Below are 18,074 nucleotides of genomic sequence, written 5' to 3' on the forward strand. Positions count from 1 at the left end.
GACGGCAGACCAGCCCGCCGCGACAGCAGCAGCCGTGGACGCACGGGCACGGGCCGCATCGAGGCGGGGAACGAAAATCAGGGCCCGGACAATCACTGGGGGACCTCGTTGAGGGCACGGCTGGCGCGCTGAAGGATGACTTCGATGGCGGCGGGGGCGTCAACGCCGTCCGTGCGGTAGGCGAGATCCCGGATCGCGGCGAGTGCCTCTGTCAGGGATGCGATGCGGTGGTCGTCGGACTGATCGTGGCGGCGCTCGACATCCCGCACCGCAGCACGGACGGCGAACAACATCCCGTTCGTGTCCGCCGAAACCGAGCTCCAGGCGTCCAGGGCTGCCCGTTCGGCGGTGGTCAGGTCAGGCATCACGCCACCTCGTCCAACTCGAACTCGGCGACGATCAGCTCCGCCAAGCGGCCCGCACCCAGCTGCTTGTCGCAGTTGGTGCGCTCGACGAACTCCACGACCTCGGAAGCAAACAAGGCGTCGTGGCCGTAGAGGGCGACCAGCCGGTTCGTGATCGTGGCACTGAAATAGGGGAGCGGCATCGTGTTGTCACCGTCGACCTCGCGGATCATCTCGGCGAGGTCGTTGACGGTTCGCGCCGTGTAGGCAGGGTTGCGCATCAGATCTCCTCGTCGATGGGGTCGTTGCAGGTGCACACGAACTCGCCGGGGTTCAGGTCAGGTGCGTCCCACGGCTTCCGGCGGCAGGCCGGGCAGCGGCCAGTCGGGACGTCGATGGTGAGTTGTTCACCGTGCGCGGCCAGCCCGCCGGTCTCGTCCTCGACGAGCAGCCGCAGCGCCTTCAGTTCTTCCAGGACGGCCCGCAGCGTCGGCGACGTCGACAGCACCCCGAACGCTTCCGCCACGTCCTGCACGGTGCGGGCCTGCGGGTTGGTGCGCACCACGGCAAGGACGCTGTCGCGGTTGATCGCAGAGACGGTCACCGCAGGCCCTGCGTTCCGTCAGGCCGGACCAGGCACGACGTTTCGATGTTGTGCTCCACGCCGCCGGTGTCGTCCCAGCGGACCGTGACCCGCCAGTACGGGTCAGCGAAATGCCCGTACTGGTCACAGCGCAGCACCGTGCCGAGCCGCTGCGGGGCCCTCCAGTGCGCGACCTGCTCTTTGAGAGCCGGCTCCCATTCATGCAGCGGCGTCAACTCGTCGGCGGTCACGGCTGCATCTCCTCGACCAGCCGCTGAACGAACGGCTCGGCCGACTTCAGCGAGGTGGCCGAAGCCTCCACGCAGCGGCGGCCGGCGAACTCATTGCCGCCCTCAATCCGCCATCCCCACACCTGTGCGTACCGGAAGTCGCCGCCAGGACCGAACACCACGTTGGCGTTCGTCGGGCGCAGCGCCTCGCCATCGCGGGTACGGAAAGGCTCGGCGGCGAAGTCATCGACAAGGAACTCGATCTGCGGGTGCCGGTCGAGACGCTGAACGTTCACGCCGCCGCCTGCTCGAACTCGGCCGCGTGTAGGGCGTCCAGTTCGGCGTACACCGACTGGTCGGTGACGCCGCCCTCACGGAGCCGCCGCCAGATCGGATCAGCGACCGAGGTGGCGAACGCATCCACGTCGCAGGTGTCGCCATGCCGGTCACACGACCAGCCGGACTCCGAGCCGTTCGGGATGTGCTCCTGGACGACGTCGAACACCCAATGCCCCGACTCGGTAGCAGCCAGGTTGGCGGCGAGCGCCGGATGCCTCTCCGCCAGCGACGTGAAACCGGCGGCGCGCGAATGCAGCAGCGACAGCGACACCGCGCCGTTCTCGCCGCGCACCTCCCAGTAGTGGTAGGTGCCGTTGTCGGCGGGCAGGGTGATGTGAATGTGGTTGATCACCACGGGATCACCTCGTCCCCGTAGATCAGGTCTGTGCCGCCATTTGCGGTCCACACCCGGATCCGGCCAGTGTCGGTCACCGTGAACGCCGTGACCTTTCCCAGCCGCACCGTCTCCACCGTGACCTCGTGGTCGTGCAGTAGCTCGTTCGCCTTGGTCACGTAGTCGGCGGCGAACCGGCGGCAGTCGTCCGGGTTGCTGCACGAGCCGCTGTCGGCGCAGATCAGGTTCGTGGTGGCTTCGATGGACAGGTGACGCAGATCCTTGGCGGTCATCGGGTCTTCACCCACACCCGGTCACGGTCGGCCTGGTCGTAGATCTGATCCCAGTACTCGTTGAACTCCTCGGCATCCTCTGCCTGGGCGAGATAGCGGACGGCCTCCCCGAACTCGTCGAAGCCGTCCGCATCCCGGTTCTGGTACCAGGGGCTGCGTTGGATCCGCTCCGAGATTCTGCGGTAGCGGTCTGCGTCAGAAAGGTCGGTGTTGTGGAACAGGTCTCGGACGTCCAGGGTGCGATCCCAGATCGGCTGGCCGGCGTTGCGGCGCTCGGTCGCGGCGTGATGCGAGGCGAGGATGGAATCGATCGTGCGGGGCATTTGGCGCTCCTTCAGTCGGTGGGAAGCGGGTATCCGAACGCGTAGTCGGCCGTGTCGGTTTCGCAGGCGGCAGACGACGGGTGCGTGTCGGCGTACTGCCAGTGGTTGGCCCCGTAGCCGCAGGTGCGGCAGAGATCCCGTGCGTGCCAGCGGCCGTCGGTGGGGGACAGCACACCGCGCGCTTCGCCGACGTCGAGGACGGCTTGCAGGGCCGAGCCGTGCCAGCCGGTCAGCGACGAGATCGACGGCTCGGTGAGGCCGGAATCGCCGGCGAGGCGGATGGTGTCGTGGACGGCGGTGAGGGCGTTGTGGGTGGGGATTGTGGAGGTCACCGCTCAACTCGCTCACGGATCACTACGGCCTGGCCGGGACGGCATTCTCGGGATGAGCCATTGGTGAAGTGGAATCGCAAAATTGCATAGCCGTCGATTGCGGACACCGCCGTCCACCGCACGTCGGAGGCAGAGGCGTTCCGCTCGTCAAACAGCCACTTGATCGCCGCATCCGGGCTGGATTCGGCGAACGCCATGTGATCGCCGACCCGGACATCGTTTGCGTGCAGGACTCGGGGCTTGGTGAAACTCATCAGGACTCGATTCCGAGGGCGCGGGCGATGGTCCGCTCGAACTCGTCGGCGATGCGGTTCGGGGTCTCCTCCGCGTAGGGGTAAGCCCGTCGCAGCTGCTCGCACTTGTCGACGACGGCCAGAACAGCGGCACGGGTTTCGTCGGCGGTCTCGGCGGGGGAGACGTTGTCGAGGTACGCGCGGATCTCCTCGGCGGGGGATTCAGTCATGTCAGTCTCCGAGGTAGGCGTGTGCGACCAGCAGCGCACGTTGCAGGTCGGGGTAGTTGGCGGCGAACCGGGCCGGGTCGTCACGGCCTTCAGTCAGCTGCGCGTAGCCGAGCGGACCACCAGCGAGGAGGTCAGCGACGGCGTGCCAGCGGGTGTCGGTGGACTCCCGCAGCGCCGCGATCGCGGCGGTGATCGTGTCGGTGTAGGTCTCGTTCACGGGAACTCCACCAGCTTCTCGCCGAGGGCGTACACGGCGGTCGCGTACTTCAGGTACTCGTGCAAAGCCATCGGCTCGTCGTCCGGGTCCTCCAGCCAGCGCTGCTTGAACTTGTCGGCGGGGCCGTACGCCTCGGTCTGGGCGTCGTCGTCGCGCCAGATCACCTTGTAGGGCGGCATTGATCCGTCCTGGTCGTACTGAACCACCAGCACAGTGCCGTTTGGCGGCTCGGACGCGGTCAGGACGGCGGTGACGGACTCGGGGTGGCTGGGCATGTGGTGCTCCTTCAGGCGGGTTCGCAGTCGAGGCAGTCGACTGCGGAAGACGTGGGATGCCGGTGGCAGACGGCGAGGATCTCGAAGCGACCCGACGCAACACCGATTTCGGCGGCAGCGGCGGCGTACAGGGCGGCGCGGCCCTCGGCGGAGTAGGTGTCGGCGCCGTCCGGTACGAGGTCGATGACACGGCCGTCGAGGCACACCGCGAGCGGCATATGACCAGAGGCGTCCTGGCGCAAAACGGATTCGCCAAGCGAGGCGCGATCGTCGTTGCTGGGCATCAGGACTCCTCGGGGTGCTCGGCAAGCCACTGCTCGCCGAGGTCGGTCAGCTGCCACAGTCGAGACGCGAACATCGAGTCGCCGGTCGGGGGGCCGAGTTTGATGAGTCCCGCCTTGCGCAGGAACTCCACTCCCGCGTTGACGCGCTTGTGGCCACCTGAAGCGGGACGCCACACGTCTTCGTCTGGGTCACGGCCCCAGCGGCGGTGGTGCTTCACCTCGCCATCGCTGACCGCTTGGAGGACGGCGCGGCGGGCGGCGGTGAGCTGGATGTCACTCATCAGAAACTCCACAGGTTCGGCAGCTAGGTCCGCTAGAAGGAGTTGAGTTTTCTCAACCTCAACGCTAGCGGCATGGTTGATGATTCTCAACCCGTTGAGCCGGTATGGATCGAGTAAATGTGCAGATAGCGGCATGCCCGATGGTGGAGGATCCTCAACGGGTGAGTACGCTCACCCTGTGACCCAAGAGCGCTACACGGACCGGCATATGCCGAAGCTGCTGAACCTCAAAGGAGCAGCGGACGTGCTTGGTGTCAGCGCGCAGTACGTACACCGGCTTGCTGAACGCGAGGAACTGCCAGGGCTGAAACTCGGAGCGTCCTGGATCTTCCGGCGGGTCGTGGTCGAGCGGTTCAAGGAACGCCGCGACCAGGCAAAGAAGAACGCCCCGCCCGAGTGACCGGTCGGGGCGTCCTGCTCACTGTCGCTGTTTCGCCATCTCTGCGAGCTCGTCATGCCGGCGTCCGCACACCGTGCAGCACAACCGGCCTTTCTCGTCCTCCCCGGTCAGCGGAACTTCATCGATCGGGCACACCGACGTCCACGCCTCCCCGGTCCATTCCAGCGGCAGCGCGCCCGGCTGGTGGCGGTCACCGACCTGCGGCATCAGACACCCGCCGGTTCGCCGACGACCGCATACGCCTCGTCGTGCCGGATCTCCCGGTCGTCCTTGTACACGACCACGCCGCCGCGATGCGGGGTGTAGGAGACGTTCTCGTACACGGTCGGCCCAGCCCCGTCGTGCGGGCGGATCTCCAGACGGGCCGCATGCAGGTGCGCCATCAGTGGCCTGCCCGGTCGTCGCGTTTGCTCGCGCCCTCAGCCAGCAGGTCCGGCCAGTGCCGGATGCCACGCCAGCGGGTAATCAGACCGTAGCGGCGCTGCGCCGGCCAACGGTGCGTATTCTCGAACATGATTCTCTCCATGGGATCGAGGGCGGCCCGGCTTCTCACTGCTACGGGCCGCCCGACTCTGTTTAGTCGCCGGCGTAAGGGTTACGACCGGCCCGGAACACGGCGGCATCAGCGCGCAACGACTCCGGCGTGAGCGTCGAGAACGCCCGCAACAGACCCGACCGTTGCATCCGGTCAGCGTGCGAGTCGAGCAGTTCGGCCATGCGCTGGCAGGCGTTGAGTTCGTCCGCGCCGGGAACGTCACTGATCCGGTATTGCAGGTCGCAGATCTTCGACCACTCTTCGGTCGACGCCGACCACTCCCGCACCTGCTCGACCGCCTGCACGATCTTCCGGGCAGGCCACGGGCCGCGAGGATCATCGGCGGTGAACACCTGCCGCCATGCGCTTGTCACTGCGGATCCCCGATCAGCGAGTGGATTGCCTCATCGGCTGACGAGAACGGGCCGCAGGCGGAATCAACACCCGCGTCCGTCGCCCACCACTGCCTGTAGTCGTTGGTGAAAATCGTGAACTTGAAGTTGTCCACGTAGAGGCCGGCGGGGTTGCCGTCGTCGATGACCCGCGGATCGTTGTCGTAGGCGCTCACGTCGCTGCCCGCCGGATCACAGTGCCGCCGACCGTCAGGCCCGCAGGGTCCCGGCCGATCAGCTCCACCTCGGCCGCCTCCAGCGCCCAGTGCCGGTCCGCCGGCTCCTGGAACGGGCCCGAGTAGTCGTCGTGGGCCAGCCGCCACGTGCGGCCGTCCGTGTGCTCGAATTGCACATACCCGCCGTCGGCGAGCGTCTGGAAGTCCTGGCTGTTCAGGGCGATCACGGTCACGACGCTGCCCCCGCCAGCCGGACCGTCCACGCGTACCGGCGGTCGCGGACATCGCTCACCACCCACGTGTCACCACGGCTGATGTCGTCGGCCTCACGGTCCCGCAGGCACAGCCGCCGGTCGGTCGTCGGGAAGTCGAGGAACGCGGTCGCCTCCGGATACACGGCCACCGTGGCGCCGTCGCTGTCGGCCACCACCACGGCGACACCGAGCTGGAACCGTGCCAGGTCGTCAGCGGTCAGGGTCAGGGTTCGCTCGCTCATGAGTAGAACTCCTCACGGTCGGCGGCCGGGCCACGGCCTGCATCCCGCCACAGGTCGGCGAGCCGCATCCGCTCCTCGTAGCTGAACCCGTCCGCCTTCGGCAGAACTTTCCACACCGACACGCCCGCAACCTCCGCCTCGTCGACAACGCCCAGGGCGCGCCGCCGGTCGTAGTCGTAGTCGCCGCCGAGAGCCTTGTAGTGGGCGTTCACGTCCTCACGGCAGTGCACGTAGTGCAGCGGCGGCACTGTCGCGGCCTCTGTCGTGTCTTTGGTGAATCTGAACATGGCTCCTCGATTCCTTGGCGATCAGCGGCGGTCGAGGATCACGGATCGGGCGTGCTCGCCCAGCTCGGACAGCGCCAGCTGGTTTCCGCGCCGCGTCTGCGGGTGGCTGATCACACCCCAGTCGATGAGCTGCCGCAGAAGCTCGGCGTCGTCGTCGGGTAGGCCGCCGGCGAGGGAGGTCTGCGGGGTGAAGAACTCCAGCGGCTCGGAGCCTTTCCGCCAGCAGACGCAGGTGCCACGGTCGGGGTCGTCGACCATGAGCACCAGACGCGCCAGGTCGGGGTCCTTGGCGACGTGTTGCCAGGTTTCATCGAAGGTCACGGTGTCCCTTTCTCGGCGATCAGTAGGTCTGACCGGCCGCCACGACGCTCGGGTTAGCCGAGCGCCATAGCGGCAGGTCAGGCCCACACCGACACGCCGTACACGGTGCCGTTGTCGGCCTTCACCTCGAAGCCGGCACCCTTGTTGTCGGCGACCGCCTGGAAGTCGGTGGGCGACAGAATCACCCTGGCGACCCCGTCATCGACGGGCGCGAACTCGCCGTTGTCGGCATCGAACGCGACCTCGATACCGGACTCCCAGTCGGCGGTGCGCACGATGACGGTTTCGCCGTTACGGGCAGCCATGAGGTTTGCGGGGCTGATGTGGATTTCGCGCATGTGGATTCCTCCTCTCGGCCGTCAGGTCTGACAGGCCGCCACCAGCACCAGCGCCGGGGAAGAAAGGCTCTGGTGGTGATGGCCGCCGGTCAGCACGCGTCGGCGGTCTCGTACGCCGCCCGGACCGCGGCGACAGCCCACGCCATCCGGTCGGCGGCCTCAACGGGGTGGTCCCCGTACTCCTGGGCGACGATTCCGGCGCAGCCGTCGACACCGTGACGCAGGATCGCCGTCATCACGTCGACGTGCACTTCACGGGCTGTCGGCTGGTCGGACGGCTGTAGGTCGGAGGCGAACAGCGCTTCGGCGTGCATGCCGTCCACGGCGGTGGTCACGGGGCCACCTCGGCGTCGGTGAGGCAGTCGTCGCATTCCAGCTGGCCGGTGTCGGCGTTGAACGTCATCAGCGCGCCGCACGGGCAGAACGCGTGCTCGTCGTCGGGCATCGCCGACCGGAACACCAGCTCGGGAACGGTGCCCATCACGACACCACCCATCGGCGGCCCATCGGATAGCCGGCGATCCCGGACGGGACCGGGCCGATCCAGGTGGTGTCGCCGGTGTCGACACGGCCTGCGGTGAGCGCAGCCACATCGGGGCGGCGGGTGCGAGAGCGGCGGGCGGCACGGGCCAGTCGGGTCATGACGTCACCAGCCACACCGGGCGGGAAACACACGCGTCCGGCTCCCGGTCGCCGGCCTCGCCAGCCCACACCAGGATCTGGTCGGCGGGCTGCGGCAGCGGCCTCTCGGCGTACCAGGCGGCGAACTGCTGGGCGCTGTCGTGGCGGCCGGTGGAGTCCTCACCGTGCAGCACGGTCACCCCGTCACGCTGGGCACGGTACGTGAAGGTGATCACCGGCCCTCCCGCAGCGATTCGGTAATCGCAGCCCGCTTGTCGGCGGACCGGTGCGGCCGGTGCTCACGGGCGGGGACACCGTCGAACAAGGCCTCCCGGTCGAAGTCGCGGACGGTCGCGGCGAACTCCAGGAACTCGTCCCAGTCGCCGGGGCCGTTCGTCGGCGGGGCCAGAGTGGGTGTAGACATCACGGGCACTCCTCTCGCGAGGTCAGAACGGTTTGGTGGGCGGCAGTAGCTGCCGGCCCCGGTCGGTGGCGTGGACCGGCCAATCCGAGGCGTACGAGCGCTCGGTCAGCAGTCCGTCGTTGATGAGCGCGACGATCTGGTGTTTGGTGTCGTCGTCCACGGGGTGTCCGCGCCACGTGAACACGGCCGCACCGGAACACCGGTAGGCCAGCTCGTTGCGTTCAGCGGCGGCGATCAGCAGCAAATCGGCGGTGGTGGCGGTCATGACCGCACCTGCGCCAACACGTCCAGGCCTGCCGCCGTCGGCACCACCAGCACCGGTCGCAGCGGCGGCCCGTCCGGCAGGGCGAGCAGCCCGGCGCCGATCAGGTTGCCGACGAGGCGGCTGTTGTAGACGTCCAGTTCGACGCCCGCCAACTGGTAGACGTCGCCGCGCAGCCACCACAGAACCTTGGCGTGCGCGGCGTCGATCAGGCCGTGCTGCTCCGACGTGAGGGCGGTCATCGGTCGCCGCCGTCGAAGTAAGGCGGGTCCTCGTCACCTCGGTGCTGACCGTGCGGTCCGATCTTGCCGCAGTAGGCCATCGCCCACGGCTTGTCGACGCCGCCGCAGATAGCGTCCGCAGCGATACTGCGTTCGACCCCGACCATCTTGTCTAGGAATGCGGTAACGCATTTGACGCCGTCCCACACCTCGCCCATCACGCCACCCCGGCCAGCTGCGGACGCTGGGCGACCTCGGCGCGGGCCTGCATCATGACCGGCTGCAAATCGACGAGCCCGGCCGTGAACTCGACCATCGCCCGCGCGCCCAGCAGCGCCTCGTTCATGAGGATGAGCAGGGTCGGCTCCCGGTCGCCGTCCGAGTACGTAACCGCGGCGCGGGCCTGCGGGGTGTGACCGTTCGGGTAGGGGAGCCCGTCGACCTCAACCCAGTAGCTCTCGTGCACAGCCGGGTCGGGGTCGTCGAACGGGTGATCGGCGTGGCACCAGGTGAAGTGATGGCAGGTGCTGGACACGGAGTGCCTCCTGGGAGGTATTCCGGCCGGGGCAGGGGAACTGATCGCACCTGCTTGCCCGGCCGGGAGACGAGCGGCTAACTGCCTGCCTCCACACTCCGCCCGCATCCACAACTTGTCAACAACTTGTAGGAAAACTGGGCTACTATGACACTCGCGAGGTCCCCCAAGGCCCCGGCCACATCACGTTGGCCGGGGCCGATCGTGTAAAACGATCAAGAAAACGCGACAAGCAGCCTCGCGCTTGCCGCCAACTTGGTGAGACCATCACCAAAGAACCGACAGGGAAACGACAGGGAAACGACGGGCCGCAGACGCGACTCGCCACCGAACGGGAGGACAAGCACCATGCGCGACCTGAAGTTCATGTGGAAAGACGAGAGCTCCGTCCAAGGCGACTGCCCCGCCCTCTACGAGGTCGACGGCGGCCACATCGTCGTCGGCAAGCTGCTCACCGGCGACGAACTCGCCGAAGTCCGCGCAGCCGGCGCAGCCCACGACTCCGGCATCGGCGCCGACGAAACCGCGGTGTTCCTGCCCGCCAACGTCCTCAACCGGCTCCGCAGCGCCTGACGATGCGACGCACGCTCACCGACACCGAATTCCAGCAGCAGGTTGAAGGCTGGACGCGAAGCGCACTCCGCGCCGAACTCCAGCCCCACTACTGGGTTGCCAGTGAGCGTGCATCGTTCGAATGGTGGCTCGCCGCCAAACCCGAACCCGGACCGGAAATCCCCGGCACCAAGGCCTGGCTGGAACGCACTAGGCAGCGCGCGGCGCACGGCATCCACCTGCACCGCATCCGCATCCACCAAGACCCGCCCACCGACTACCAGCGATGGGCGAAAGTCGTCAGCGCCGAATATGAAGCCGCCGGCGACCGCATCGACTACCTGACCGTCGCCCAAGCCGACAGCGCCGGCCTGCTCGGCGTCGCCGCCCGCGACTGGTGGCTGTTCGATGATGAACGACTCGTGGTGCTCACCCATAACCCGGAGGGCCGCCGCATCCACACGGAACTCGTAACCGACGAACCAGAGCTCAACCGGGCTCGCGCGTGGTGGGACCTCGCAGTCCACACGACGCGAGGAGAGAACGCATGACAGACGACTGGCTGGCCGAACACAACAAGGCCGCCGAACGCCTTGAACGGATCATCAAGGACCGGATGATCCGTTCGATGGAAGCTGCCGGGAAACTGCAGAAGGAGATGGGACAAGCACTCGGCTGGGCCGAGGACAAGGTGTCCCGCACCCTCAGCCTGTCCCGAACCAGCCGCCTGCCCACCGCCGATGACATCCGCAACTGGGCGCAGGCTGCAGGGGAGTCTGAGGAAAGTCGCGACGAAACCCTGCAGCTGCTCGCCGACCTGAAGGCGTCGCAGCGCACCTGGAAGCAGCACCTGCGGGAATCGGGCCGTGTTGAGGTCCAGGACCAGTACCTGCGGCTGTACGCGGACACGACCAGGTTCCGGATCTTCCAGACCGGTGTCATCCCCGGCATCCTGCAGATCCCCGAGTACGCGCGGCAGTTGTTCGTCGACCTGGACGCCGCCATTCCCGGCGGTCTGCCCAGCATTGAGGCTTCAGTGCAGAAGCGGGTGAGCAGGGCCCAGTTCCTGTACGCGCCCGGCAAAGAGTTCGAGTTCCTGCTGTCGGAAGCGGCGCTGCGCATGACCGTGGTGGACCCGCCCGTCATGCGCGCCCAGCTGTACCAGCTCATGTCGGCGATGTCGCTGCCAAACGTGAAGCGGTTCGGGATCATCCCACTGATGCGGCGCATCCACTCGGTGCCGCAAAGCGGCTTCATGCTCTACGACGACACCGCGGTCCTTGAAACCCCGCTTCGCGACCAGCCGTACAAGGGCGACGAGGCCCGGACGTTCATCGAGACCTACGAGACGCACTGGAGGGACGCGATCGAAGGCGACGATGCCCGCGAGCTGATCCGACGGATCATGGAAGAGTTCCCGTCGGTCTGACCTGCACGACGAACGCCCCCAGCCAGTGCGGCATGGGGGCGTTCCTGTGTCTGTGGCTACGACTCGTGGACGCTCATGAGCCAGGGCCAGACACCATCCCGGCCAGCCTCAAGGAGCGGCACCATCCGGAACGCCGCGTCGGTCAGCCCGCCGAACGTGTGCCGATTCGGACCGGACACCGTCGAGCCGACCTGGTAGGACTTCGCACCGGGAGGTGCGCTACAACCGCAGCAATACCGAGAGCAAATACCCAACCGTTTATCGCTCGGATGAAGTCAATCCTCGATCAGCAGCGTCAATTGGCCGTTGCGGACCGATTGATACCAGTCCGGGTGGCGGGTCATCACATCAACGTTCATCTCCACTGCCAGCAGCGCCGCTGCCGCGCAGTCGTGCCGGCCGGTCAGTGCCCGCATGCCGACCAGCATCTCCCAGTCCTCACCGTCGTCGACGATCAGGAACGTCGCCGCGTGCGCCAGCAGCAGGTCAAGGCGCTCCCGGTCGATCATGCCGATGTCGTGTCCGGCCTCGACCAGGCACCAGAGCGGGATGAGAACAGCACCGTTGTCGTCGGCGATCTCGGCAAGGGTTTCCCCGACCGCGATCGAGCCGCGAACCCACGACGTGATGGCGGTGGTGTCGAACACCAGGCAGACGTCGCGAGGAAGGGTCATGCGGTCCGGGTGCGCAGGCTCGCCAGGAACGCGGCGTTCGCCTCCGGGTCGTGGTGTGCCGCCGCGGACTCAAGCCGCCGCCGCCGGGCACGGGCCTTGCCCTCTTCGGTGACGGTCATGCCCATCCGCTCGTGGATCTCGTCCACACTGAGCTTCGAACTGGTGTCCTGCTCCATGCCCCGAGGGTACCGTCGCGGCGACGAACAGGGGAGACCCGCGCTCGAACGTGCGTGCCATCTTCCGCACCCACCCGGCGGCCGGCCGGTGCTCGGCCAGGCAGGCGCCGCACCACCTAGCCGTCGAGATCACCGGCTTCCACGTAGCCCATACCGACGTACACGGCCCGCCCCCGCACCGACCAGTTGCCCTCATCGACGTCGTAGTCGCACATCAGCTGCCAGCCGCCGGCCTGATTCACATAGTGGGCGCCGGGCACCTCCGCCGTGTAGCGGATGTCGTCGCCTTGCAGCCGCCGGGCGCCACGCCGCGGGTTGATGCGCCGCGTCTCCAACCACGCCTCGTACGCCTTCTGGACCTCATCAGGGGGATCGCCGTCCGGGTGCACAACCCGTTCCGGGAATCCGTCAAGCGTCCACGATCTATCCGGGTTGCTCATGCGATTCCCCCTGATGAGGTCGAAACTTGCTAGTTAGCTCGCCCGGCCTGCCAGGCAGCCACTCTCGCCTGCGTCGGCCGGTCATCCTCCGGATCGTTGACCTCGTCCGGCCGGCGGAACCAGTCGCGCAACCACGCCCATTCGATGCGGGGTCCCAGCGTCGACTTGATCGCCAGCTGCCATGGCACGGACGCCTGCACAAGGGTGCGCAGGTCGGCCGGGGACAGGTCGCCGTAGCGTTCTAACGCGTCAGCAATGGTGTTGAGCTGCCCCGGACTCAGCGGCTCGCCGGTGTCCTTGTCGGCAGGTTCATCGAGGTCGACGCCGTTGTCGGTGGCGAAGAGGGCTTCGCCGAACAGGGCGTCGCCGCTGTGGGCCAGTTGGTGGCCTTGGCAGAAGTACAGCAGCAGGTTGCGTTTGGTTTCGGAAAGGCCGGGACGTCGAACATCTATGGCTGCGATCACAGAGTTGGCACTGATGGTCATCGTGGCACGGTACGGCCGCGCGGCCGTGCTGTCCGGACGAGTTGAAAACCGTCCGATCGGCGGCTGGACAGTCGCACTCACCGGTACCCCCGTCTCTGAACTGTTGCCATCACGAAACGTATCGATGTCGTCACCCGAAAGGTGTCGGATCTGGGACTCGTCAGGCATGGTCATGATTTCTCCATCCGTGAAGTCGGGGGGCTTGCGCGATCGGTCAGACCCCGCCCAGCTCGGCGCGTAGGTCCATGAGGAACCTGCCGAGGTAGTTGTCGCCCATGCCCCCATGGCGGGAGCAGGTGCACTTGCCCCAGTGCATGTCGTGCCACGTGTTGCCCTCGACGAGATCGACGGAGCCTGTGCTGAGCAGCGCCTGGACGCGACCGGGAACTGGCGCGAACTTTGCTCGCAGAACGGCCCGCATCACCTGGTAGCGGATTTCATCGTCCCAGTGATCCCGTAAGCGCACCTGGTGCCCCCGGCGCTTCGCCTCACGCGGGGTGTTGGCGGCGGCAATCCAGCGGCGCAAGTCCGCTTCGGTGGTCTTGCCGGCGTTGAAGGCGTGCTCACTGGTCGGGTAGTGGAGGCCTTCCCAGGTGAGCGGAGCCTTGTGGAAGTTCGACAGGAACGCCCATTCGTTGCGGAACTCGGTGATGGCGTTAGCGGTCTCGGTGCTCACGCTGTTCTCCTTCCGTCCGGCTGACCTGTCCCCTGTCCTCTCCTTAGAGAGGAGGGGAGAGGACAGGTGCCACATTGAGGTTGCGGGGACAGGTTCGGGACAAGATCAGGACAGGCCCTAGCTGGGGATTCTTCGATATCCGGGACAGGTCGGGACAATCTTGGGGACAGATCTTGGCGGGACAGGTCTCAGGACAGGTTTTGATCATGAAAGGTCCCCCTGCCGGACCTTCAACTCGCGCACCACATCCGCCATCAGAGCGTTGTTGAACGTCGGAATCTGCTTCAACGTCATCCAGCCCTTCAGCCTGTCGCGGCCCAAGTTCGGGGGGACGCTCTTAGCCAGCAGGTCATCGACGATCCGATCAACTTCGGCACGGATCGAGTCCAAGGCACCGGCCTCGGCCAGCTGATGCCCCGTCCGGCCGTCCAGCCACATGCCGCCCCGTCGCTTCTCGCCCCGGCGGACGATCGTGAACTCGTCCTCACCCAGCCCCGACCGGGTGTGCGTGCGCCGCATCGAAATCGTGGTCGCCACCCGCTCCACGTCACCGAGCAGCTGCTTGCGCTCGTCGACCCGGCGCATCTCCCACACGTGGTCCACATCCTGGGTCTTCGCCGACGATCCACGTGATCCGCGATCCGAGTCCTTGCCGAAGTGGTCCAGCCGGACACAGGCGACACCCCGAGCCTTCAGTGGGGCGTGGATCAACTGGTACAGCTGCAGCCACGTGTCCGCGTCGTTCTCCTTCCCGGCGATGAACCGGGACGCCGTGTCGAGGATGACCACGTCCGGCATCACCGCGTCGACGATGCCTAGGAACTCGCGGGCCGCCGTCGACGACTCATCCAGTGCGCCAGAGAAGCGGGGGAACTGTCGATACATCAGCCGGCCGCGCAGATCATCAGGTGAGGCGCCGAGCGCGCGGGCGCGGGTCACGATGTCGCGGAGGCTGTTCTCCCGGTCGAAGTACAGCACCCGGATCGGTGGGCGCGGGTCGTCGCCGAGAAAGGCCCGGCCGGTGACGGCGCGAACAACCCAGTCGAGCAGGAACAGCGACTTGCCGACCTTCCCGTCACCGACGACGGTGACCTGCTGGCCGCGTTCCATGAACCGGCCCGGCAGCCAGTCCATCTGCGAGAAGTCGATGGCGAACGCCTCATCCCAGTCGATCTCCGGGAATCGGTCCTCGGAGTCGCTGGCGGCAGGGTTCGCGAGGTCCCGCATCTCGTCCTGTGCCGCCTCGTAGGCGTCCAGGTCGTCGGCTTCGAGCGCCTTCGTGGCGCGGGCGTGGATCTCGAACCGCCGCCGTCGCTGGTGGGCCTCGATCACCCGGCCCATGTGGAAGCCGAGTTCGTGAGGTCCGAGCAGGTGCGCGTACTCCATGCACTCGGACAGGTAGCTGGCGACACCGCCCGGCAGGGCCCGGATCGAGCGCAGCATGTTCGGGCCGGACAGGTCTGCGGTGACCAGCGCAAGGATGTTCGGTGCCCCGGCGTGCACCAGGATCAGCGAGTAGATCTCCTGATGGGCGGGGTTGTAGAAGTGCCGCACCCCGATCACGTCGGTACAGGCGCGGGCATCGGTGTGGTTGGCGGCGTGCAGGAACCAGCCCAGCACCGTCTGCTCGTCGATTCTCAGCGCGGCAGGGTTGGAGACGGCGGGGTCGATCGCACTGGCCGGCGGATCGTTACGGGGCTTGGCTCGTGCGTCCTGGCGGGGGAGTGTCACGTGCCACCTCCCGCCGGATCGGGTTGGTGTTCTAACGTCAAGGAGTCAGCTCCGTAATCGCGTACGTGGGCGTGACGAGACGGCCGTGGTGTTCGCGCACCGCGGCCGTCGTCATTGGTGGAGCGTTTGCGGCTGGCCGCCGGGCAGGTCGTCGATCCCGGCCAGCGCTCGCAGGAGGCCGAGGTACGCAGCGCGGTTCTGGCCCTGCGGTCGGCGGAGTCCGCGTTCCCAGCGGCTGGCGGTCATCTTGGTGACGCCGAGGGCTGCGGCCACGTCGTCGAGGGTGGCGTCGGCGCGTTTTCTGATGGCGCGTCGTTCGTGTGGCGGGGGCAGCCTGTTGGCGCGGAGTCGGTCAACGAGTTCGGCGACCTCCGGCGCGATGCCCGTTTCGGGGACGGCGAGTGTCATGTGGGCAGGTTACAGCAGTGGACCTACAAGTTACTAGCAAGCGGTTACAAGTTGTGGTTTACTTGTCGACATGCCCATCCCCGTGTCCGCTCTGCTGCGCCCCGACGACATCCCCGCACCCGCCACCCAACCGGTGGCCGGACAGGGATGGATCGAGCGCACCCGGATCATGGTTGGCGCTGGCCCCGCACGGGACCTCCGCCGATCGGCTGAGCGGTGCTATGGGAACCGGCCGATGAACCTGCTTGTACCGCAGGTAGCGCCACTTCGGGTCAAGCTCAACCTGGCGGAGTTCACTAGCCCTCAGCGCCAGCGTCAACAGCGGATCCGCAAAACCGTCTGGGACTTGCTGAACATCCAGTCGCCCGGCATCTTCCGGACAGGTCTCAACTCCCGTGTCCGAGTGCAGATGCTCCGAGAGCACTACAACGACCAGGCACGGATTGACGACGCAAGCCTGATCATCCGCACCTACCAGAAGCAGAGCGAGAACGTCGACAAGAGGCTGGACCTGAGCGGAATGCCGTGGCTGGCTCTTCTGCCGTTCGCTGCGATCTTCGTCAGCGGAGTGTGGGTGAACGCGCCGCTAACCGACCAGACGTTCCAGGTTCTCGCGTTCCTCGGCTGCTTCCTGGCGGTCTTCGTGGCCTGGATGTGCATCAACGCTGGCTGGCGGCACGGATACCAGCAGGCGCTGTGGCACATGGCCGAGTCGGCACCGGACAACGTGCGTACGGCGGCCGAGCAGGCGGAGCAGGAAAGCCGATCGCGCGCCACCTTCAAGAAGCACATCAGAACCCGACGGATGGGGTTCAAACTGCGCCGGCCGCCCGCGGGCGAGGGCTACCTCTACGTCATCGGGTTCGACACCAACACGGTCAAGGTCGGTCAGACCGAAGATCCGAAACGCCGCTTCGGGCAACACCGTGCCGAAGCTGACGCGTTCGGTGTCCACATCACCAACTACTGGATCTCCCCGGCGCACAGCAACTTCAAGAACAACGAGACGCGGCTCATCAACCAGTGCGTCAAAGTCAGCCGCCGCACTCGCAAGGAGTACTTCCACGAGGTCGGCTACGACCGCGCCGTGGAGTTTGCCATGGAGCTGAAGTACTTCTCGGCTGACGCAGAGCAGACCAGCACTGAGGGGGTGTGGGCATGAACAGCCGCCAGCATCTCGCCGAAGACCTCGACCGACTCAAAAAGCGCACCCAGCAAGTCGGCTGGGTCGCCTGGGCCGTCGCGATCTTCGTCATGATCTACGGGACGCCGATCGTCTACGGCCTCGCCACCGCCCACGGCATCCCCGCAGGCGTCGCCTGGATGCTGTCCCTCGCCGCCGACGCCGCCCTCGTCGTCGGCCTCATCGCCACACCCGTCCTTGCCCAACTCGGCATCAAAGCCGGATGGGTCGGCACCCTGCGCTGGGTGTCCGGCGGCATCACCTGGGCGTTGCAGACCGCGTCCAGCTGGATCGCCGCTGGCGGACCCGACTGGGTTGGTGTCGGCGTCCACACTGCCGGGCCGCTCCTGCTGTTCTTCGTTGTCGAAGCCGCGTCCTACTTCCAGCGGAAAGTCTCGGCCGCGATCGAGATGAAAGCCCGCGCGCTCGCGGCGGCGGAACAGTCCGATGCCGACCGGCGTACCCACCTTGCCGAAACCGAATCGGCCCTGCGAGCCCGCACCGCGGAGCTAACCGCCGCCCGCACCGAACTCGAATCGCTTACCGAACGGCTTACCGCCGTCGGGCATCACGCCGATCGCACGAAGACCGAACTCGCCCTCACCGGTGAGCGGTACGAGAACGAGATCGCGTCTCTGCGGAAAGCCCTCACCGATCAACGGGACACACTTACCGCCGAGCACGAAGAGGCGGTGCGCCGACTCCGGGAGAAGCACCGGGAAGCCCTCACCGAGGCGCGAGCCGCAGCCGGGGCGGTAAGCCTTACCGCCTACCGCAACCGGGCTACCGGTAACGGCCGCCAGGCGGGCACCGGTAAGTCCTGGCTTAGCGACGAAGACGCAGTTCAGATGATGCTTACCGCCCACTCCGACCCGAACCACGAGTGGTCGCAGAACGCGGTCCGCACCCTCACCGGTGTAGGCCTCGGACGCGCCCCGAAGCTCATCGACTTGTGGCTTACCGCAGTCACCGAGAAGGCCGCGAACGGTAAGGCGGTCAACGAGTGAACCGCCG

The 18,074-nt window shown here is 66.8% G+C and carries 47 protein-coding genes; 6 read left to right on the plus strand and 41 right to left on the minus strand.

Going from position 1 to position 18,074, the window contains the following annotated elements; all coding sequences use genetic code 11:
• Positions 1-92 precede the first annotated feature (92 nt).
• The 15 genes from AB0F72_RS08600 to AB0F72_RS08670 are packed head-to-tail and all read right to left on the minus strand — an operon-like array spanning position 93 to position 4,298.
• Entirely contained in the window at positions 93-365 is a 273-nt protein-coding gene (locus AB0F72_RS08600) for a hypothetical protein (protein WP_360427391.1), read from the minus strand.
• Positions 365-625: a hypothetical protein gene (locus AB0F72_RS08605; RefSeq protein ID WP_360427394.1), complete on the minus strand. Its 261-nt coding sequence runs from the start codon at positions 623-625 to the stop codon at positions 365-367. Before AB0F72_RS08605 ends, AB0F72_RS08600 begins: the two co-directional genes overlap by 1 nt.
• On the minus strand, positions 625-948 hold the full coding sequence (locus AB0F72_RS08610) for a hypothetical protein (RefSeq protein ID WP_360427397.1): 324 nt from the start codon (positions 946-948) through the stop codon (positions 625-627). The genes AB0F72_RS08605 and AB0F72_RS08610 overlap by 1 nt, the downstream gene beginning before the upstream one ends.
• Positions 945-1,178, minus strand: coding sequence for a hypothetical protein (locus tag AB0F72_RS08615; RefSeq protein ID WP_360427401.1), 234 nt, complete (start codon positions 1,176-1,178; stop codon positions 945-947). The genes AB0F72_RS08610 and AB0F72_RS08615 overlap by 4 nt, the downstream gene beginning before the upstream one ends.
• Positions 1,175-1,453 (minus strand): hypothetical protein, encoded by a 279-nt coding sequence (locus AB0F72_RS08620; RefSeq protein ID WP_360427404.1) that lies wholly within the window; start codon positions 1,451-1,453, stop codon positions 1,175-1,177. The genes AB0F72_RS08615 and AB0F72_RS08620 overlap by 4 nt, the downstream gene beginning before the upstream one ends.
• Positions 1,450-1,851, minus strand: a complete 402-nt coding sequence (locus AB0F72_RS08625) for a hypothetical protein (protein WP_360427407.1) — start codon at positions 1,849-1,851, stop codon at positions 1,450-1,452. Before AB0F72_RS08625 ends, AB0F72_RS08620 begins: the two co-directional genes overlap by 4 nt.
• Positions 1,845-2,123: a hypothetical protein gene (locus AB0F72_RS08630; protein ID WP_360427410.1), complete on the minus strand. Its 279-nt coding sequence runs from the start codon at positions 2,121-2,123 to the stop codon at positions 1,845-1,847. The genes AB0F72_RS08625 and AB0F72_RS08630 overlap by 7 nt, the downstream gene beginning before the upstream one ends.
• The gene (locus AB0F72_RS08635; protein WP_360427412.1) at positions 2,120-2,446 is read right to left on the minus strand and encodes a hypothetical protein; all 327 of its coding nucleotides are present in this window, start codon (positions 2,444-2,446) and stop codon (positions 2,120-2,122) included. Before AB0F72_RS08635 ends, AB0F72_RS08630 begins: the two co-directional genes overlap by 4 nt.
• A gap of 11 nt (positions 2,447-2,457) precedes the next feature.
• Positions 2,458-2,778, minus strand: coding sequence for a hypothetical protein (locus AB0F72_RS08640; protein WP_360427415.1), 321 nt, complete (start codon positions 2,776-2,778; stop codon positions 2,458-2,460).
• A complete protein-coding gene (locus AB0F72_RS08645) occupies positions 2,775-3,032 on the minus strand; it encodes a hypothetical protein (protein WP_360427418.1) in 258 nt (85 codons plus the stop codon). The genes AB0F72_RS08640 and AB0F72_RS08645 overlap by 4 nt, the downstream gene beginning before the upstream one ends.
• Positions 3,032-3,241 carry a hypothetical protein gene (locus tag AB0F72_RS08650; RefSeq protein WP_360427421.1) on the minus strand — a complete coding sequence of 70 codons (210 nt, stop codon included), beginning with the start codon at positions 3,239-3,241 and terminating at the stop codon, positions 3,032-3,034. The genes AB0F72_RS08645 and AB0F72_RS08650 overlap by 1 nt, the downstream gene beginning before the upstream one ends.
• Before the next feature lies 1 nt (position 3,242).
• Positions 3,243-3,458, minus strand: coding sequence for a hypothetical protein (locus AB0F72_RS08655; RefSeq protein ID WP_360427424.1), 216 nt, complete (start codon positions 3,456-3,458; stop codon positions 3,243-3,245).
• Entirely contained in the window at positions 3,455-3,733 is a 279-nt protein-coding gene (locus tag AB0F72_RS08660) for a hypothetical protein (protein ID WP_360427427.1), read from the minus strand. The genes AB0F72_RS08655 and AB0F72_RS08660 overlap by 4 nt, the downstream gene beginning before the upstream one ends.
• Before the next feature lie 11 nt (positions 3,734-3,744).
• Entirely contained in the window at positions 3,745-4,017 is a 273-nt protein-coding gene (locus tag AB0F72_RS08665) for a hypothetical protein (protein WP_360427430.1), read from the minus strand.
• Entirely contained in the window at positions 4,017-4,298 is a 282-nt protein-coding gene (locus tag AB0F72_RS08670) for a hypothetical protein (RefSeq protein ID WP_360427433.1), read from the minus strand. Before AB0F72_RS08670 ends, AB0F72_RS08665 begins: the two co-directional genes overlap by 1 nt.
• A 178-nt stretch (positions 4,299-4,476) precedes the next feature.
• Here AB0F72_RS08670 and AB0F72_RS08675 point away from each other — a divergent pair, with 178 nt between their 5' ends.
• Positions 4,477-4,698 carry a helix-turn-helix domain-containing protein gene (locus AB0F72_RS08675; RefSeq protein WP_360427436.1) on the plus strand — a complete coding sequence of 74 codons (222 nt, stop codon included), beginning with the start codon at positions 4,477-4,479 and terminating at the stop codon, positions 4,696-4,698.
• A gap of 18 nt (positions 4,699-4,716) precedes the next feature.
• Here the strand turns inward: AB0F72_RS08675 and AB0F72_RS08680 are convergent, their stop codons facing one another.
• From AB0F72_RS08680 to AB0F72_RS08770, 19 genes are all read right to left on the minus strand, one after another.
• Positions 4,717-4,905: a hypothetical protein gene (locus tag AB0F72_RS08680; protein ID WP_360427439.1), complete on the minus strand. Its 189-nt coding sequence runs from the start codon at positions 4,903-4,905 to the stop codon at positions 4,717-4,719.
• Positions 4,905-5,081, minus strand: a complete 177-nt coding sequence (locus AB0F72_RS08685; protein ID WP_360427442.1) for a hypothetical protein — start codon at positions 5,079-5,081, stop codon at positions 4,905-4,907. The genes AB0F72_RS08680 and AB0F72_RS08685 overlap by 1 nt, the downstream gene beginning before the upstream one ends.
• Positions 5,081-5,212 (minus strand): hypothetical protein, encoded by a 132-nt coding sequence (locus AB0F72_RS08690; RefSeq protein ID WP_360427445.1) that lies wholly within the window; start codon positions 5,210-5,212, stop codon positions 5,081-5,083. Before AB0F72_RS08690 ends, AB0F72_RS08685 begins: the two co-directional genes overlap by 1 nt.
• Before the next feature lie 62 nt (positions 5,213-5,274).
• Complete coding sequence (locus AB0F72_RS08695; RefSeq protein WP_360427448.1) at positions 5,275-5,607, minus strand: hypothetical protein; 333 nt, start codon at positions 5,605-5,607, stop codon at positions 5,275-5,277.
• Positions 5,604-5,801, minus strand: coding sequence for a hypothetical protein (locus AB0F72_RS08700; RefSeq protein ID WP_360427451.1), 198 nt, complete (start codon positions 5,799-5,801; stop codon positions 5,604-5,606). The genes AB0F72_RS08695 and AB0F72_RS08700 overlap by 4 nt, the downstream gene beginning before the upstream one ends.
• Positions 5,798-6,028, minus strand: a complete 231-nt coding sequence (locus AB0F72_RS08705; RefSeq protein ID WP_360427454.1) for a hypothetical protein — start codon at positions 6,026-6,028, stop codon at positions 5,798-5,800. The genes AB0F72_RS08700 and AB0F72_RS08705 overlap by 4 nt, the downstream gene beginning before the upstream one ends.
• A 2-nt stretch (positions 6,029-6,030) precedes the next feature.
• The gene (locus AB0F72_RS08710; protein ID WP_360427457.1) at positions 6,031-6,297 is read right to left on the minus strand and encodes a hypothetical protein; all 267 of its coding nucleotides are present in this window, start codon (positions 6,295-6,297) and stop codon (positions 6,031-6,033) included.
• Positions 6,294-6,584, minus strand: a complete 291-nt coding sequence (locus AB0F72_RS08715; RefSeq protein ID WP_360427460.1) for a hypothetical protein — start codon at positions 6,582-6,584, stop codon at positions 6,294-6,296. Before AB0F72_RS08715 ends, AB0F72_RS08710 begins: the two co-directional genes overlap by 4 nt.
• A 21-nt stretch (positions 6,585-6,605) precedes the next feature.
• The gene (locus AB0F72_RS08720) at positions 6,606-6,905 is read right to left on the minus strand and encodes a hypothetical protein (RefSeq protein WP_360427463.1); all 300 of its coding nucleotides are present in this window, start codon (positions 6,903-6,905) and stop codon (positions 6,606-6,608) included.
• A 77-nt stretch (positions 6,906-6,982) separates the two neighbouring features.
• Positions 6,983-7,243 carry a hypothetical protein gene (locus tag AB0F72_RS08725; RefSeq protein WP_360427466.1) on the minus strand — a complete coding sequence of 87 codons (261 nt, stop codon included), beginning with the start codon at positions 7,241-7,243 and terminating at the stop codon, positions 6,983-6,985.
• A gap of 89 nt (positions 7,244-7,332) precedes the next feature.
• Entirely contained in the window at positions 7,333-7,578 is a 246-nt protein-coding gene (locus tag AB0F72_RS08730) for a hypothetical protein (protein WP_360427468.1), read from the minus strand.
• A complete protein-coding gene (locus AB0F72_RS08735) occupies positions 7,575-7,724 on the minus strand; it encodes a hypothetical protein (protein WP_360427472.1) in 150 nt (49 codons plus the stop codon). Before AB0F72_RS08735 ends, AB0F72_RS08730 begins: the two co-directional genes overlap by 4 nt.
• Positions 7,724-7,885, minus strand: a complete 162-nt coding sequence (locus AB0F72_RS08740) for a hypothetical protein (protein WP_360427475.1) — start codon at positions 7,883-7,885, stop codon at positions 7,724-7,726. Before AB0F72_RS08740 ends, AB0F72_RS08735 begins: the two co-directional genes overlap by 1 nt.
• The gene (locus tag AB0F72_RS08745) at positions 7,882-8,100 is read right to left on the minus strand and encodes a hypothetical protein (RefSeq protein WP_360427478.1); all 219 of its coding nucleotides are present in this window, start codon (positions 8,098-8,100) and stop codon (positions 7,882-7,884) included. The genes AB0F72_RS08740 and AB0F72_RS08745 overlap by 4 nt, the downstream gene beginning before the upstream one ends.
• Entirely contained in the window at positions 8,097-8,288 is a 192-nt protein-coding gene (locus AB0F72_RS08750; RefSeq protein WP_360427481.1) for a hypothetical protein, read from the minus strand. Before AB0F72_RS08750 ends, AB0F72_RS08745 begins: the two co-directional genes overlap by 4 nt.
• A gap of 22 nt (positions 8,289-8,310) precedes the next feature.
• Complete coding sequence (locus AB0F72_RS08755; protein WP_360427484.1) at positions 8,311-8,553, minus strand: hypothetical protein; 243 nt, start codon at positions 8,551-8,553, stop codon at positions 8,311-8,313.
• On the minus strand, positions 8,550-8,792 hold the full coding sequence (locus tag AB0F72_RS08760) for a hypothetical protein (protein ID WP_360427487.1): 243 nt from the start codon (positions 8,790-8,792) through the stop codon (positions 8,550-8,552). Before AB0F72_RS08760 ends, AB0F72_RS08755 begins: the two co-directional genes overlap by 4 nt.
• On the minus strand, positions 8,789-8,989 hold the full coding sequence (locus AB0F72_RS08765) for a hypothetical protein (protein ID WP_360427490.1): 201 nt from the start codon (positions 8,987-8,989) through the stop codon (positions 8,789-8,791). Before AB0F72_RS08765 ends, AB0F72_RS08760 begins: the two co-directional genes overlap by 4 nt.
• Entirely contained in the window at positions 8,989-9,306 is a 318-nt protein-coding gene (locus AB0F72_RS08770; protein WP_360427493.1) for a hypothetical protein, read from the minus strand. Before AB0F72_RS08770 ends, AB0F72_RS08765 begins: the two co-directional genes overlap by 1 nt.
• Positions 9,307-9,654: 348 nt before the next feature.
• Between AB0F72_RS08770 and AB0F72_RS08775 the strand changes: the two genes are divergently transcribed.
• Genes AB0F72_RS08775 through AB0F72_RS08785 form a run of 3 tightly spaced genes read left to right on the plus strand, consistent with a single transcriptional unit; the run spans position 9,655 to position 11,287 of the window.
• Positions 9,655-9,879 (plus strand): lipid A biosynthesis lauroyl acyltransferase, encoded by a 225-nt coding sequence (locus AB0F72_RS08775; protein ID WP_360427495.1) that lies wholly within the window; start codon positions 9,655-9,657, stop codon positions 9,877-9,879.
• Positions 9,880-9,881: 2 nt separating this feature from the next.
• Positions 9,882-10,409 carry a DUF6879 family protein gene (locus tag AB0F72_RS08780; protein ID WP_360427498.1) on the plus strand — a complete coding sequence of 176 codons (528 nt, stop codon included), beginning with the start codon at positions 9,882-9,884 and terminating at the stop codon, positions 10,407-10,409.
• Positions 10,406-11,287, plus strand: a complete 882-nt coding sequence (locus AB0F72_RS08785) for a DUF5753 domain-containing protein (RefSeq protein ID WP_360427501.1) — start codon at positions 10,406-10,408, stop codon at positions 11,285-11,287. The genes AB0F72_RS08780 and AB0F72_RS08785 overlap by 4 nt, the downstream gene beginning before the upstream one ends.
• 275 nt (positions 11,288-11,562) lie before the next feature.
• Here the strand turns inward: AB0F72_RS08785 and AB0F72_RS08790 are convergent, their stop codons facing one another.
• The 7 genes from AB0F72_RS08790 to AB0F72_RS08820 all read right to left on the minus strand — a co-directional run bounded on the left by AB0F72_RS08790 (position 11,563) and on the right by AB0F72_RS08820 (position 15,877).
• Positions 11,563-11,961 (minus strand): hypothetical protein, encoded by a 399-nt coding sequence (locus AB0F72_RS08790; RefSeq protein ID WP_360427504.1) that lies wholly within the window; start codon positions 11,959-11,961, stop codon positions 11,563-11,565.
• Positions 11,958-12,137, minus strand: coding sequence for a hypothetical protein (locus tag AB0F72_RS08795; RefSeq protein ID WP_360427507.1), 180 nt, complete (start codon positions 12,135-12,137; stop codon positions 11,958-11,960). The genes AB0F72_RS08790 and AB0F72_RS08795 overlap by 4 nt, the downstream gene beginning before the upstream one ends.
• Before the next feature lie 116 nt (positions 12,138-12,253).
• Positions 12,254-12,577, minus strand: a complete 324-nt coding sequence (locus AB0F72_RS08800) for a hypothetical protein (RefSeq protein ID WP_360427510.1) — start codon at positions 12,575-12,577, stop codon at positions 12,254-12,256.
• 29 nt (positions 12,578-12,606) lie between these two features.
• Positions 12,607-13,236 carry a hypothetical protein gene (locus AB0F72_RS08805; RefSeq protein ID WP_360427513.1) on the minus strand — a complete coding sequence of 210 codons (630 nt, stop codon included), beginning with the start codon at positions 13,234-13,236 and terminating at the stop codon, positions 12,607-12,609.
• Between the two features lie 40 nt (positions 13,237-13,276).
• On the minus strand, positions 13,277-13,738 hold the full coding sequence (locus AB0F72_RS08810; protein WP_360427516.1) for an NADAR family protein: 462 nt from the start codon (positions 13,736-13,738) through the stop codon (positions 13,277-13,279).
• A gap of 204 nt (positions 13,739-13,942) precedes the next feature.
• Positions 13,943-15,469 carry an AAA family ATPase gene (locus AB0F72_RS08815; RefSeq protein WP_360427519.1) on the minus strand — a complete coding sequence of 509 codons (1,527 nt, stop codon included), beginning with the start codon at positions 15,467-15,469 and terminating at the stop codon, positions 13,943-13,945.
• Positions 15,470-15,580: 111 nt separating this feature from the next.
• Positions 15,581-15,877 (minus strand): helix-turn-helix domain-containing protein, encoded by a 297-nt coding sequence (locus tag AB0F72_RS08820; protein ID WP_360427522.1) that lies wholly within the window; start codon positions 15,875-15,877, stop codon positions 15,581-15,583.
• Positions 15,878-15,947: 70 nt separating this feature from the next.
• On the opposite strand from AB0F72_RS08820, the gene AB0F72_RS08825 reads away from it, so the two are divergent.
• Together AB0F72_RS08825 and AB0F72_RS08830 are read left to right on the plus strand one after the other, a co-directional pair.
• Entirely contained in the window at positions 15,948-17,039 is a 1,092-nt protein-coding gene (locus AB0F72_RS08825; protein ID WP_360427525.1) for a hypothetical protein, read from the plus strand.
• Complete coding sequence (locus AB0F72_RS08830) at positions 17,036-18,067, plus strand: hypothetical protein (RefSeq protein ID WP_360427528.1); 1,032 nt, start codon at positions 17,036-17,038, stop codon at positions 18,065-18,067. Before AB0F72_RS08825 ends, AB0F72_RS08830 begins: the two co-directional genes overlap by 4 nt.
• Positions 18,068-18,074: the final 7 nt, after the last annotated feature.

The organism is Actinoplanes sp. NPDC023936, from assembly GCF_040639325.1.
Lineage (GTDB): Bacteria > Actinomycetota > Actinomycetes > Mycobacteriales > Micromonosporaceae > Actinoplanes.

Coding starts and splice junctions, on each gene's coding strand:
- AB0F72_RS08600 (WP_360427391.1), bottom strand. CDS start 365: ATGCCTGACCTGACCACCGCCGAACGGGCAGCCCTGGACGCCTGGAGC.
- AB0F72_RS08605 (WP_360427394.1), bottom strand. CDS start 625: ATGCGCAACCCTGCCTACACGGCGCGAACCGTCAACGACCTCGCCGAG.
- AB0F72_RS08630 (WP_360427410.1), bottom strand. CDS start 2,123: ATGACCGCCAAGGATCTGCGTCACCTGTCCATCGAAGCCACCACGAAC.
- AB0F72_RS08635 (WP_360427412.1), bottom strand. CDS start 2,446: ATGCCCCGCACGATCGATTCCATCCTCGCCTCGCATCACGCCGCGACC.
- AB0F72_RS08645 (WP_360427418.1), bottom strand. CDS start 3,032: ATGAGTTTCACCAAGCCCCGAGTCCTGCACGCAAACGATGTCCGGGTC.
- AB0F72_RS08650 (WP_360427421.1), bottom strand. CDS start 3,241: ATGACTGAATCCCCCGCCGAGGAGATCCGCGCGTACCTCGACAACGTC.
- AB0F72_RS08660 (WP_360427427.1), bottom strand. CDS start 3,733: ATGCCCAGCCACCCCGAGTCCGTCACCGCCGTCCTGACCGCGTCCGAG.
- AB0F72_RS08665 (WP_360427430.1), bottom strand. CDS start 4,017: ATGCCCAGCAACGACGATCGCGCCTCGCTTGGCGAATCCGTTTTGCGC.
- AB0F72_RS08670 (WP_360427433.1), bottom strand. CDS start 4,298: ATGAGTGACATCCAGCTCACCGCCGCCCGCCGCGCCGTCCTCCAAGCG.
- AB0F72_RS08680 (WP_360427439.1), bottom strand. CDS start 4,905: ATGCCGCAGGTCGGTGACCGCCACCAGCCGGGCGCGCTGCCGCTGGAA.
- AB0F72_RS08685 (WP_360427442.1), bottom strand. CDS start 5,081: ATGGCGCACCTGCATGCGGCCCGTCTGGAGATCCGCCCGCACGACGGG.
- AB0F72_RS08690 (WP_360427445.1), bottom strand. CDS start 5,212: ATGTTCGAGAATACGCACCGTTGGCCGGCGCAGCGCCGCTACGGTCTG.
- AB0F72_RS08710 (WP_360427457.1), bottom strand. CDS start 6,297: ATGAGCGAGCGAACCCTGACCCTGACCGCTGACGACCTGGCACGGTTC.
- AB0F72_RS08715 (WP_360427460.1), bottom strand. CDS start 6,584: ATGTTCAGATTCACCAAAGACACGACAGAGGCCGCGACAGTGCCGCCG.
- AB0F72_RS08725 (WP_360427466.1), bottom strand. CDS start 7,243: ATGCGCGAAATCCACATCAGCCCCGCAAACCTCATGGCTGCCCGTAAC.
- AB0F72_RS08735 (WP_360427472.1), bottom strand. CDS start 7,724: ATGGGCACCGTTCCCGAGCTGGTGTTCCGGTCGGCGATGCCCGACGAC.
- AB0F72_RS08740 (WP_360427475.1), bottom strand. CDS start 7,885: ATGACCCGACTGGCCCGTGCCGCCCGCCGCTCTCGCACCCGCCGCCCC.
- AB0F72_RS08750 (WP_360427481.1), bottom strand. CDS start 8,288: ATGTCTACACCCACTCTGGCCCCGCCGACGAACGGCCCCGGCGACTGG.
- AB0F72_RS08755 (WP_360427484.1), bottom strand. CDS start 8,553: ATGACCGCCACCACCGCCGATTTGCTGCTGATCGCCGCCGCTGAACGC.
- AB0F72_RS08760 (WP_360427487.1), bottom strand. CDS start 8,792: ATGACCGCCCTCACGTCGGAGCAGCACGGCCTGATCGACGCCGCGCAC.
- AB0F72_RS08765 (WP_360427490.1), bottom strand. CDS start 8,989: ATGGGCGAGGTGTGGGACGGCGTCAAATGCGTTACCGCATTCCTAGAC.
- AB0F72_RS08775 (WP_360427495.1), top strand. CDS start 9,655: ATGCGCGACCTGAAGTTCATGTGGAAAGACGAGAGCTCCGTCCAAGGC.
- AB0F72_RS08780 (WP_360427498.1), top strand. CDS start 9,882: ATGCGACGCACGCTCACCGACACCGAATTCCAGCAGCAGGTTGAAGGC.
- AB0F72_RS08785 (WP_360427501.1), top strand. CDS start 10,406: ATGACAGACGACTGGCTGGCCGAACACAACAAGGCCGCCGAACGCCTT.
- AB0F72_RS08790 (WP_360427504.1), bottom strand. CDS start 11,961: ATGACCCTTCCTCGCGACGTCTGCCTGGTGTTCGACACCACCGCCATC.
- AB0F72_RS08795 (WP_360427507.1), bottom strand. CDS start 12,137: ATGGAGCAGGACACCAGTTCGAAGCTCAGTGTGGACGAGATCCACGAG.
- AB0F72_RS08800 (WP_360427510.1), bottom strand. CDS start 12,577: ATGAGCAACCCGGATAGATCGTGGACGCTTGACGGATTCCCGGAACGG.
- AB0F72_RS08805 (WP_360427513.1), bottom strand. CDS start 13,236: ATGACCATGCCTGACGAGTCCCAGATCCGACACCTTTCGGGTGACGAC.
- AB0F72_RS08820 (WP_360427522.1), bottom strand. CDS start 15,877: ATGACACTCGCCGTCCCCGAAACGGGCATCGCGCCGGAGGTCGCCGAA.
- AB0F72_RS08825 (WP_360427525.1), top strand. CDS start 15,948: ATGCCCATCCCCGTGTCCGCTCTGCTGCGCCCCGACGACATCCCCGCA.
- AB0F72_RS08830 (WP_360427528.1), top strand. CDS start 17,036: ATGAACAGCCGCCAGCATCTCGCCGAAGACCTCGACCGACTCAAAAAG.